Below are 11,799 nucleotides of genomic sequence, written 5' to 3'. Positions count from 1 at the left end.
GCGGGCTGGAGCCGGGAAGCTCCGGCCAAGGGGAATCAGAGGGGCGGGCCCGGCATAGGGCCCGCGAGGTGGCGATCAGCGCGCGGCTGCGGCTGCGGCCAGGTTCTTCTCGACTTCCTGGGCGCTGATGGCGCCAGGCACTCGGGTGTTGTTGGTGAAGATGACGGTGGGCGTTCCCGTGATCTTGTACTTGCGGCCGAAGGCCAGGTTGCGCTGCACGGCCGAGGTGTCGCATTGGGCAGCGGCCGGCACCTTGTCGCGCAGCATGTGGTCAGCCCATGCACCGGCCTGGTCCTTGGCGCACCAGATGTTGCGCGATTTCTCGGCCGAATCGGGGCTCAGGATGGGGTACAGGAACAGGTAGATGGTGACGTTGTCCACGTTCTGCAGGTCGCGTTCGAAGCGCTTGCAGTAGCCGCAGTTGGGGTCCTCGAACACGGCCATCTTGCGTTCGCCCTTGCCGTGGACGATGGTCACGGCGTCCTTGAGCGGCAACTGCTTGAAGTCCACCGCCGTCAGCTGGTTCATGCGGTCTTCGGTGAGGTTGCGGCGTGCCTTGGTGTCGATCAGCTCGCCCTGGATCAGGTAGTTGCCCTTGGCGTCCGTGTAGAACAGATCCGTGCCGATGCGCACCTCGAACAGGCCGGACATGGGCGTGGGGCGGATTTCGTCGATCTTTTCGAGCTGGGGAATGCGCTCGGTCAGCGTCTTGCGCAGGTTGGCGTCCTGGGCGTGAACACCGAGGCTCCAGGTCAGGCTGGCAGCCGTCAGCAGGCAGGCGAAGAGTTTCATGGCAATGCGGAGGTGGGCGGGGCCGCGTTCAGGCCGGCCGCGCCGTGGTTGAGGGGGGAGTGCGCAGCGCAGTGCGCCACGGAGCACGGGTACGAGTCGCAAATCGGCAAAGGGTTCAACGGCAAGCATTCCTGCATGCCGGGCTCAGGCGCCGCTGCGCGGGTCCAGGCCCATGGCCTGGCGCGCCATCCAGTCCTTGAGCGGGCCGAAGCGCTCGAAGCCCTTCATGCCCCAGTTGCGCAGCATCTGCACCGGCACCTCCGGTCGGCTGAACAGCTGCTGCAGCCCGTCCATGGCCAGGCCCATGGGCGCCAGCGCGGCCTTGCGCTCGCGTTCGTAGCGGCGCAACAGGCGCAGATCGCCCGTGCTGCGCCAGTAGCCGCGCTCCTGCAGCACGCGGGCCAGGGCCTGCACATCGCCCAGGCCCAGGTTCAGGCCCTGGCCTGCCAGCGGGTGCACGTTGTGGGCCGCGTCGCCCACCAGCACCCAGCTGCGGGCCGAACGTGCATCGCCGTCAGGCATGGAGCCGCACCAGTGGTCGGCCACAGCCTGCTGCAGCGGCCAGGCCATGCGCGGTGCGCTCAGCTCCAGCCGGCCCAGTGCGCCCTGGCTGATGGCTTCCAGCCGCGCCGTGAAATCCTGCGTGTCGGCGGCCAGCCAGCCATCGGCCAGCTCGCGCGCAATGGACCAGACCACGGCCACGCTGTGGCCTTGGGGGCCTTCCAGCGGAAGCAGGGCCAGGATGCCTTCGGGCGTGAACCACTGGCGCGCCACCTGGCCGTGCGGCAGCTCGCAGTGCAGCCGGGTGGCGATGGCGTGCTGTGCATAGGGCGTGACGGCGAAGTCCACGCCGAACTCGCTGCGCGTGCGGCTGGCACGGCCTTCGCAGATGGCCGTCAGCGGCGCGGCCACGGGCTGGTGCACCACCTCGACCATGGGCTGGTAGCGCACGGCCTCGGCCAGGCGCTGCTCCAGCGCGGGCACATCGACGATCCAGGTCAGGGCGTCGACGTCCTGGCGGGCAGCGTCGAACAGCACATGGCCGTCCAGGTCACCAAAGACTTCCATCTGCGTCACGGGCGTGGCGTGCTCGTCGTCCGGCCAGCAGCGCAGGCTGTCCAGCAGGCCGCGTGCGCTGGCATTGAGCGCGTAGGCGCGCACATCGGGCGCGTTGCCGGTGGGAGCGGCCACCACCAGGGCCACGCGCAGCCGTTCCCGGGCCAGCAGGAGAGCCAGGGTCCGGCCTGCGATGCCGGCCCCGCGTATACATACATCAAAGGTTTGCGCCATGGCCGGCATTGTAGGAGTCCGGGCCATGCCGGGGATTCCAACTGGCGCAAACTCCGGCTTTGGCGTGATGTGCCGCAGCCTGCGTCGCCATCTGGCATATTGCCGCCCATCGCATGGCGCCATTCGCGCCATGGATGGCATACACACTCCAGATTTCCCCAAAAAGAGCTATCCGATGTTTGACCAAGAAAGAGACGTGCAGGGCCGCATTGCCCAGTTGTGGGTATATCCCGTCAAATCCTGCGCGGGCATCGCGCTGCAAAGCAGCGGCGTCGGCGCCACGGGCCTGGCCTGGGACCGCCATTGGATGGTGGTCGATGCCAACGGCGAATTCCTGACCCAGCGCGACCATCCGCGCATGGCCTGGATACGCCCCGAGCTGGAGGCCGGCCACCTGGTCCTGCATTTCCCCCAGCTCCCGCCCCTGCGCATCCCGCTGCAGGCCACGGGCCCGGTGCGCCAGGCGCGCGTCTGGTCGGATGGGGTCCAGGCCTGGGACATGGGGCCGGAGGCAGCGCGCTGGCTGACCCAGGCCCTGGGCGCGGATTGCGCCCTGGTGCGTTTCGACCCGGCCGCGCCGCGCCGCACCAGCGAGCGCTGGACAGGCGGCGAGGCCGCGCCCGTGCACTTTGCGGACGGCTACCCGCTGCTGGTGCTGAGCCAGGCGGCCGTGGATGAGCTCAACCAGCGCCTGCAGGCCGCCGGCCAGCCCGCCGTCGATGCCCGCCGCTTCCGACCGAACATCGTGATCGAGGGCCTCGAGGCCCACGACGAGGACCGGGTCGACGGGTTCGACGTGCTCGATGCCCGGGGCCTGCGGCTGCGCATGGCCAAGCCCTGCACACGCTGCCCCATTCCCGACATCGACCCCGTCACGGCCGTGCAGGGCACCGCCGTGGGTGATGCCATCCGTGCCTACCGCCAGGACGACCGTGTCGATGGTGCCATCACCTTCGGCATGAATGCCGTGCTGGAAGGCCTGCACGACGGGGCTGAACTGGCTGTTGGCCAGTCCGTGGCCGGCGACTGGCAGTTCGCCTGAAACGACAGGAAATGCCCGGTTGACTAAAATACGGGGTTTGTCCCCAGAATCCCTGTAGAAAGCCCTGCCATGAGCCTCAAATGCGGCATCGTGGGCCTGCCCAATGTGGGCAAGTCCACTCTCTTCAACGCGCTGACGAAGGCCGGCATCGCCGCCGAGAACTATCCCTTCTGCACCATCGAGCCGAACACCGGCGTGGTGGAAGTGCCCGATCCGCGCCTGCAGAAGCTGGCCGACATCATCACGCCCGAGCGCATCGTCCCGGCCATCGTCGAATTCGTGGACATCGCCGGCCTGGTGGCCGGCGCCTCCAAGGGTGAAGGCCTGGGCAACCAGTTCCTGGCCCACATCCGCGAAACCGACGCCATCGTCAACGTGGTGCGCTGCTTCGAAGACCCGAACGTCATCCACGTGGCCAACAAGGTGGACCCCATCGCCGACATCGAGGTCATCCAGACCGAGCTGTGCCTGGCCGACCTGGCCACCGTCGAGAAGGCGCTGAACCGCTACAGCAAGGCCGCCAAGTCGGGCAACGACAAGGAAGCGGCCAAGCTGGTGGCGCTGCTGACCCCCATCCAGGCTGCGCTGGACCAGGGCAAGCCCGCACGCACGGTGCCCGTCTCCAAGGAAGACGCGCCCCTGCTCAAGCAGTTCTGCCTGATCACCGCCAAGCCCGCCATGTTCGTGGGCAACGTCAGCGAAGACGGCTTCGAGAACAACCCGCTGCTCGACAGCCTCAAGGCCTATGCCGAGGCGCAGGGCGCTCCCGTCGTGGCCATCTGCGCCAAGATCGAGGCTGAAATGGCCGAGATGAGCGACGAAGACCGCGACATGTTCCTGCAGGAACTGGGCCTGGAAGAACCGGGCCTGAACCGCCTGATCCGCGCGGGCTTCGGCCTGCTGGGCCTGCAGACCTACTTCACGGCCGGCGTCAAGGAAGTGCGCGCCTGGACCATCAAGGTCGGCGACACCGCCCCCCAGGCCGCAGGCGTCATCCACGGCGACTTCGAGCGCGGCTTCATCCGCGCCCAGACCATCGCCTTCGACGACTTCATCGCCTTCAAGGGCGAGCAGGGCGCCAAGGACGCGGGCAAGATGCGCGCCGAAGGCAAGGAATATGTCGTCAAGGATGGCGACGTGATGAACTTCCTGTTCAACGTCTGAGGCGGCACATGCTGCAGCGGGGCTGCTGAAGAAGCTCCCGCGCTTCTCGGAAAAACCGCGCTTTGCGCGGTTTTTTCTTGCCAGGAACGTTTCATTTCCACGCGCTGAGCCGCCATGGACAATGGCGCCTTTCCATTGGGGAAAGAGAGACCTTGAAATGGACCGCCCGCATTTCAGATTCCATCCCGGTGCCTACGAAGCCGTCTTCGAGCAGGAAGAGGGTGTGTGTTCCTGCTGCGGACAAAACCGCAGCCTCAAGTACGAAGGCCCGTTCTACAGCCAGCAAAGCCCCGACTACCTGTGTCCCTGGTGCATTGCCAGCGGGCAGGCTTGCGAGACATACGACGGCGAACTTGTGGGATACACCGATATCGAAGGCGTGTCGCCTGATCCGGCAGACCCGGAGCCCGCCATCGCCAGGGAGCTGCTGCTGGAAGTATCGCTGCGCACGCCCGGCTACAGGGCCTGGCAGCAGCCCGTGTGGCTCACGCACTGCAACGAGCCCTGAGTCTTCCTGGGTCACGCCGACAGGCAGACCGTAGAGCCTTTCCTTGCTGAAGTCCTGCCCGACATGGAAGGCATCTACAAAAAGGATGCCCAGTGGATGCTGGAGCGGATGTCCAAGGACGGCATGATTTCAGGCTGCCTTTTCCGGTGCGTGCGTTGCGGCGAGCATAGGCTGCATATGGATGTGGGATGAACCCGATGATCGACTACGAAACGCTCTCCACCCAGACCGGCATTGCCTTGCCGCCACTGTTGAAGGAATTTCTGGCATCGGGAAAGACCCACTACGGCCCGGATTGGGCTGATACCTGGCGCCAGCGCTGCCTGCAGGACCCGCCCTTGTTCATGAGTTGGCAGGACTTCGAATGGATAGACGCCGAAGCCAGCCGGGAAATCATCGAGGGCTGGCTCAATCCTTCCGCGCAGAACGGCAGGCGCTTTTTGCCATTCGCCCAGTCGGGCGCCGGCGATGCCTGGTGCCTGACGCCGCTGGACACGCATGGCGTGGGCGTGGCGCTGGTGTTGCACGATGACGAGGCCAGCAGCGTTTCGCACGCCTGTTTCGATGACTTTGTCTGCGCGGGATTTCTGCAGGCCTTTGCGGACCTGAGCGATCAGCTGGATGAATTGTCGGAGCCGGAGGCTTGGCAATTGTTGCGGGCCGATGTCGCACAGACCACGCGCTTCATGACGCAGGAGTCGGGAGGCTATCTGCAGGATTTCTGCCGGCGTCCCTTGGAGATCAGGCCTTGGCGCGACGGGCCCCGGGCGCGTGTTCGCCAGGTGGCTTCATTGATTTCACAAGATGAACTGGCGGCCGAACTGGACCGGCTGCCCGCCGTGGACCTTTCCTTTCCCGTCGTGGCGCGCTGGGAAGTGTGTTCATCGGACGAGGGCAGCACGCAGCCCGGCCTGGTGCAAGAGCCCGCAAAGATCGACTGGCGCACCCTTGCCGCCGATCCCCTGCAGAAGATGGCGGCCATCAGGGCCTGCCAGAGCGAGCATGGCTGCAGCCTGGGACAGGCCAAGGCCATGGTGGACCAGCACCTCGGCGGCCGTGTGAACGCGCACGCCTGACCGGGGGCAGGCCGGCGCCTTCAACCCACCATAGCCATCCATCCCGCCAACCGACCGCCTCCACCCTCCAGTTCCGCAGCCCCTCCCATCCGTGCCGAACTCTTCTTCGGGAATGCAAGGCAGATGCTCCGGGGGGGCCTGGACATTGAGCTTCCGATCGTGCTGGATTGCTTGGCAGAGGCCCAGGCTGTTTCGGAGCGAGCGCCGTAAGATGACCCGTCGTCACCCGACAGGGTGAAAAGACAGGCCCGAGCAAGGTAACGCCAGCAAGAAAGGAATCACGTCCTATGGATAAGCAGGCGCTTGGCGAACGCGATATCTGTACCAAGTTCATCACGCAGGCTATGGAAAAGGCTGGATGGGACGCCCGGACCGAGGTGCGCGAAGAATTCCCTCCGGACGCACTCAGGGCCACCAGCGGGGGCGCAGTATGAGCACCCACCTGCCCGCCGACTACCCGGCACTGCTGGCCGATATCAAGCAGCGTGTCCGCCATGCCCAGACGCGGGCCATGCTGGCGGTCAATGCCGAATTGATCCGCCTGTATTGGGATATCGGGGCACTGATCGACCAGCGCCAGAAACGGGAAGGCTGGGGTGCCGCAGTCATCCCTCGGCTGGCCAAGGATCTGCACAACGAACTGCCGGAGGAAAAAGGTTTTTCCGAGCGCAACATCAAGCGCATGCTGGCTTTTTATCGCGAGTATCCCTCTCTGGCTGCCACAGCCGGGAGCACAGAGAAAGTGCCACAGGCCGTGGCACAACTTGCCCCCGGCGAAAAAGTGCCACAGGCTGTGGCACAAAGCCGCCTGGCGCCGGGGGTGGCGGCAGATGGCGCACAGGTGTTTGCTCCTGATGTTCTGCTGTCCCTGCCGTGGGGCCACCACGCCGAACTGATCGCCAAGGTCAAGGAGCCGGGCGCACGCCATTGGTACATGTGCGCAGCCATCGAAAACGGATGGAGCCGCAGTGTCCTGCTGATGCAGATCGAGACAGCCGCGCACCTGCGACAAGGCAGAGCTGCCAGCAACTTCGCCTTGCGCCTGCCTCCGCCGGATTCCGACCTGGTACAGCAAACGCTCAAGGACCCTTACCTGTTCGACTTCCTGACGTTGGAATCAGGTTTCCATGAGCGTGAGTTGGAAACCGGTCTGATCACCCATCTGGAAAAATTTCTCCTGGAGCTGGGCCAGGGCTTCGCCTTTGTGGGGCGCCAATACCACCTGGACCTTTCCGGAGACGATTTCTACATAGACCTGCTGTTCTACCATCTCAAGCTGCGTTGCTACGTGGTCATCGACCTCAAGCGGGGCGATTTCAAGCCGGAATACGCGGGCAAGATGAACTTCTACTGCAACGTTGTAGACGACAGGTTGCGACACGCAACCGACCAACCCACCATCGGTTTGATCCTGTGCCAGAAACCCAATCACGTGCTGGCCGAGTATGCGCTGCGCGGCGTGGACAAGCCCATCGGCGTTTCCGGTTTCGAGCTCACCCGTGCCTTGCCGGAAACCCTGCAAAGCAGCCTGCCAAGCATCGAACAGATCGAGCGCGAGCTGGGAGGCGGGCATGAATGAGCACACCGCTGAACTGCTGGAAAAGTACCTGCGACAGCTCGAACGCCGCGGGTAGTCATGCGATAGAAAAACACGCCAGCGCTCAACAGGTTGAATTTGACCGTCCGATGGCCCGTGGCGGTCTGCTGTGCCGGGCTCGAAGCCGCCCCTTCAACCCACCATAATCACCCATCCCGCCAACCGACCTCCCTCACCTTCGTGCCCCACCCCACCAGTCCCGCAGCCTCTCCCATCCATGCCGAACTCGTTGCCGTGCTGGCGGCGGTGACCCAGGGCACGCCGCGCGTGCTGACCACGGCGGACGGGCAGTTGCTGCCGGCGGGGCCGTTCGAGGTGGGGCACCGTTCGCTGCAGGCCGGCCTGCGCGCCTGGGTGGAGGAGCAGACCCATCACCCGCTGGGCTACATGGAGCAGCTCTACACCTTTGCCGATGGCGATCGCACCGATGCCAGCGGGGCGCGCGTGATCTCGGTCAGCTACCTGGGGCTGACGCGCGAGTCTGCCGACCGCAGCGCGGGGCAGGCCGTCTGGCAGGACTGGTACCGCTACTTTCCCTGGGAAGACTGGCGCGGCGGCGAGCCGGCCCTGCTACGCTCCCACATCGCTCCGCGCCTGCATGCCTGGATGGCCGAGGCGCGCGGCGCCCAGCGTGCGCTGCGGCGCCAGCGCGCGGACATCGCCTTCGGCCTGGACGGCGGGCCCTGGAACGAGGACATGGTGCTGCAGCGCTACGAGCTGCTGTACGAGGCCGGACTGGTGCAGGAGGCGGCCCACCGCGTCCATGGCGCGGCCGCCATGCTGCCTGGCGAGGCCATGCACCACGACCACCGCCGCATCCTGGCCACGGGCATGGCGCGGCTGCGCGCCAAGATCAAGTACCGGCCCGTGGTGTTCGAGCTGATGCCACCCGAGTTCACGCTGCTGCAGCTGCAGCAGACGGTGGAGGCCCTGGCCGGGCGCGGGCTGCACAAGCAGAACTTTCGCCGCCTGATCGAGCAGCAGGATCTGGTCGAGGAGACCGGCCAGCTCACGGTGGGCTCGGCGGGCCGGCCGGCCAAGCTGTTCCGCTTTCGCAGCGATGTGCTGCTGGAGCGGGCCATCTCCGGCAGCAAGCTGCCGCTGGCCAAGGGCATCGACGGTTCCCCCTGAGCTGCACGGCACTTGCCCGATTGTGACAATGGCTTGACAGCACTTATGCTCGTATCTAGCATAAGTTCCTCGCTCAAGCCCGCAAGGCCGCGCGCCACATTTTTTTGACCTACATATACTCAAAATGAGCATTAATATTGCCAATGCCCTCAGTGCCCGCCTGCCTGTGCCGCCGCTGCCCGACCTGATGCTGGAGCCGCTGGTGCGCTCGGCCCTGCTGGAGGACCTGGGCCGCGCGGGCGACCTGACAACGGATGCCATTGTTCCTGCCGACGCACAGGCCGAACTGCGCCTGGTGGCGCGCCAGGAGGGCGTGCTGGCCGGGCTGGACATGGCGCGGCTGGCGTTCCGTGCGCTGGATGCGCAGTCGCGTTTCGAGCCGGTGCTGCGCGATGGCAGCGAACTGGCGCCCGGCCAGGAGATCGCGCGCATCCACGGCAGCGCGCGCGCCATCCTCACCGCCGAGCGCGTGGCGCTCAACTACCTGTGCCACCTGAGCGGCGTGGCCACGGCCACGGCATCGATCGCGCGGGCCATCGCCGACACGGGCGCACGCGTGACCTGCACGCGCAAGACCATGCCGGGCCTGCGCGCGCTGCAGAAGTACGCGGTGCGCGTGGGCGGCGGCAGCAACCACCGCTTCGGCCTGGACGATGCCGTGCTGATCAAGGACAACCACATCGCGCTGGCCGGCGGCGTGGCCGAAGCCCTGGCCCGGGCGCGCGCGGGCGTGGGCCACATGGTGCAGATCCAGCTGGAGGTGGACACGCTGGAGCAGCTGGAGGTGGCGCTGTCCCTGGGCGTGGAAGTGGTGCTGCTGGACAACATGGACCTGGACACGCTGCGCACGGCCGTCTCCATGGCGCGCGGGCGCGCGGTGACCGAAGCCTCGGGCCGCATCACGCCCGAGACGGCGCGCGCCGTGGCCGAGACCGGCGTGGACCAGATCGCCGTGGGCTGGATCACGCACAGCGCCCGGGTTCTCGACATCGGCCTCGACACCTGAAATGAGGCACCCCCTGAGCCGCTGCGCGGCTTCCCCCGTGTGCACGGCGCCCTCTCTCGCTGCGCGGGAGGGGGCGTCCGGGCAACCGGCGACACCCTGGCTGCGGGGCGGCGCGGCCGGCTTAGGCCCTTGCTCGGTGTCCCTGAGTTGGGCTGCGCCGGTTTTTTGCACCTGGCCCAGTGGAGCAGTTGCCATGTTTTTTGAAGGGCGTACCTTGAAGCGACGGGGACTCTGGACGCTGGCGGCCTGCGCGCTGCTGGCGGGCGCATCGGGGCTGTGGCTGGCGGCGCCGGGCAAGGCCGGCACGCGCCTGGAGCGGCCCATCACCATCGTCGTGACGTTTCCGCCGGGCGGCGGCACGGACCTGCTGGCGCGGCGCCTGGGCGAGCAGCTGCAGCAGCGCCTGGGCCAGACCGTGGTGGTGGAGAACCGGCCCGGCGCCAGTGGCAACATCGGCGCCCATGCCGTGGCCCAGGCCGCAGCGGACGGCAGCACCTTGCTGATGGCCAACAGCTCGTTCGCCATCAACCCCGGGGTCTACGAACGCCTGGACTTCGACCCGCGCAAGGACTTCACGGCAGTGTTCAACGCAGGCTCCATCGCCTCGGTGCTGGTCGTGCCTGCGGACAGCGCGCTGCAGACGCTGGAGGACGCGCTGGCCCAGGCGCGCCAGGAACGGCCGCTGCTGTTCGCCTCCTGCGGCAACGGCACGCCCCAGCACCTGGCCGGCGAGATGCTGGCCCGGGAGGCGAAGCGCTTTGTGCAGCATGTGCCCTACAAGGGCTGCGGCCCGGCCATCACGGCCGTGGCGGCAGGCCAGGTGACGGCGGGCATGGTCACGGCCAGCAGTGCTGCGGCCATGATCGCTGCAGGCCGCGTGCGCGCCCTGGCCGTCACGGCGCCGCAGCGGCTGCCGCAGCTGGCCGGCGTTCCCACGGTGGCCGAGCGCGGCCTGCCGGGCTTTGCGGTGGAGCAGTGGCACGGCCTGCTGGCACCTGCCGCCACGCCACGGGCCACGGTGCAGGCATTGCATGACACGCTGGAGCAGGCGCTGGCCGATCCCGCCGTCAGCGCTGGCTTGCGCGACCAGGGCTACACCCTGGCGCGGCAGACACCAGACCAATTCCAGGCGCTGATCGCGGCCGACATCGACCGCTATGCCGCCGTGACCCGGGCGCTGGGCCTGAAGGCCGATTGAGGGCCAGAGAAGAGCCAGAGAAGGGCCAGAGAAGGGCCGATTGGCGACTTACTGCATGAACCAGCCGTGGCTGACCACCAGCGACTGGCCGGTCAGCGCATTGCTGGGGAAGCCCGCGAACAGCAGGGCCACGCGGGCCACGTCCTCGGTGGTGGTGAACTCTCCGTCCACGGTTTCCTTGAGCATCACGTTCTTGATGACCTCGTCCTCGCTGATGCCCAGCGTGCGGGCCTGCTCGGGAATCTGCTTGTCCACCAGCGGCGTGCGCACGAAGCCCGGGCAGATCACATTGGCGCGCACGCCGTGCTTGGCGCCTTCCTTGGCCACGGTCTTGGCCAGCCCGATCAGGCCGTGCTTGGCCGTGACATAGGGCGCCTTGAGCAGCGAGGCTTCCTTGGAGTGCACCGATCCCATGTAGATCACGCTGCCGCCCCGGCCCTGCGCATACATGTGCTTGAGGCAGGCGCGCGTGGTGAGGAAGGCGCCGTCCAGGTGGATGGCCAGCATCTTCTTCCAGTCGGCAAAGCTGAATTCCTCCACCGGATGCACGATCTGTATCCCGGCATTGCTGACCAGGATGTCGATGCCGCCGAAGGCCCGGGCGGCCTCCTCGACCGAGGCGTTGACCTGGGCCTCGTCGGTCACGTCCACGGCCACGCCCATGGCCTGCGCTCCCGTGGCGCGCAGCTCGGCCGCCGTGGCGTCGGCTGCCTCCTTGTTGAGGTCGGCAATGACGATGCGCGCGCCCTCGCTGGCGAACAGCGTGGCGATCTCCTTGCCGATGCCGCTGGCCGAGCCGGTGATGAAGGCGACCTTGTCCTTGAGTTGCATGGTGAGTCTTTCCTGGAGAGTGGATGAAACAGGCCGGTGCCCATCTTCGGCGGGGCCGGCCGCGTGCCCTTGTCGGCGCAGGGACCAGTCTGGCGCCGGTTTCTTAGACGAAACTGAGTCGGCAGGCCAGGCTAGTGTTGGCAGCCCGCAAGTCATGGCCGTGA

Annotated in this window: 11 protein-coding genes; 8 read left to right on the top strand and 3 right to left on the bottom strand. The window is 66.7% G+C overall.

Annotation, left to right across the window (positions count from 1 at the left end; translation table 11 throughout):
• Positions 1-75: 75 nt before the first annotated feature.
• Together AC5I49_RS17485 and AC5I49_RS17480 are read right to left on the bottom strand one after the other, a co-directional pair.
• Positions 76-792: a DsbC family protein gene (locus AC5I49_RS17485; protein WP_016447970.1), complete on the bottom strand. Its 717-nt coding sequence runs from the start codon at positions 790-792 to the stop codon at positions 76-78.
• Positions 793-936: 144 nt separating this feature from the next.
• Complete coding sequence (locus AC5I49_RS17480) at positions 937-2,082, bottom strand: FAD-dependent monooxygenase (RefSeq protein ID WP_026062153.1); 1,146 nt, start codon at positions 2,080-2,082, stop codon at positions 937-939.
• Between the two features lie 175 nt (positions 2,083-2,257).
• Between AC5I49_RS17480 and AC5I49_RS17475 the strand changes: the two genes are divergently transcribed.
• The 8 genes from AC5I49_RS17475 to AC5I49_RS17440 all read left to right on the top strand — a co-directional run bounded on the left by AC5I49_RS17475 (position 2,258) and on the right by AC5I49_RS17440 (position 10,804).
• Positions 2,258-3,124: an MOSC domain-containing protein gene (locus AC5I49_RS17475; RefSeq protein ID WP_034347768.1), complete on the top strand. Its 867-nt coding sequence runs from the start codon at positions 2,258-2,260 to the stop codon at positions 3,122-3,124.
• Positions 3,125-3,193: 69 nt separating this feature from the next.
• Positions 3,194-4,288: a redox-regulated ATPase YchF gene (ychF, locus tag AC5I49_RS17470; protein WP_016447967.1), complete on the top strand. Its 1,095-nt coding sequence runs from the start codon at positions 3,194-3,196 to the stop codon at positions 4,286-4,288.
• 157 nt (positions 4,289-4,445) lie between these two features.
• Positions 4,446-4,796, top strand: a complete 351-nt coding sequence (locus tag AC5I49_RS17465) for a CbrC family protein (protein WP_495789661.1) — start codon at positions 4,446-4,448, stop codon at positions 4,794-4,796.
• Positions 4,797-4,984: 188 nt separating this feature from the next.
• A complete protein-coding gene (locus AC5I49_RS17460; protein WP_495789660.1) occupies positions 4,985-5,872 on the top strand; it encodes an SMI1/KNR4 family protein in 888 nt (295 codons plus the stop codon).
• A gap of 430 nt (positions 5,873-6,302) precedes the next feature.
• Positions 6,303-7,451 (top strand): PDDEXK nuclease domain-containing protein, encoded by a 1,149-nt coding sequence (locus AC5I49_RS17455; RefSeq protein WP_495789659.1) that lies wholly within the window; start codon positions 6,303-6,305, stop codon positions 7,449-7,451.
• A gap of 198 nt (positions 7,452-7,649) precedes the next feature.
• Positions 7,650-8,600, top strand: coding sequence for an NUDIX hydrolase (locus AC5I49_RS17450; RefSeq protein WP_013804059.1), 951 nt, complete (start codon positions 7,650-7,652; stop codon positions 8,598-8,600).
• A gap of 124 nt (positions 8,601-8,724) precedes the next feature.
• Entirely contained in the window at positions 8,725-9,606 is an 882-nt protein-coding gene (gene nadC, locus AC5I49_RS17445) for a carboxylating nicotinate-nucleotide diphosphorylase (protein ID WP_016447964.1), read from the top strand.
• A gap of 193 nt (positions 9,607-9,799) precedes the next feature.
• Positions 9,800-10,804 carry a tripartite tricarboxylate transporter substrate binding protein gene (locus tag AC5I49_RS17440; protein ID WP_495789658.1) on the top strand — a complete coding sequence of 335 codons (1,005 nt, stop codon included), beginning with the start codon at positions 9,800-9,802 and terminating at the stop codon, positions 10,802-10,804.
• 48 nt (positions 10,805-10,852) lie between these two features.
• Here the strand turns inward: AC5I49_RS17440 and AC5I49_RS17435 are convergent, their stop codons facing one another.
• Positions 10,853-11,635, bottom strand: a complete 783-nt coding sequence (locus tag AC5I49_RS17435; RefSeq protein ID WP_012203473.1) for a 3-hydroxybutyrate dehydrogenase — start codon at positions 11,633-11,635, stop codon at positions 10,853-10,855.
• Between the last annotated feature and the right edge of the window lie 164 nt (positions 11,636-11,799).

It is taken from the genome of Delftia sp. (assembly GCF_059499305.1).
Note: the sequence above shows the minus strand (reverse complement) of the source record. Positions and strands in the feature narration are given on the sequence as shown.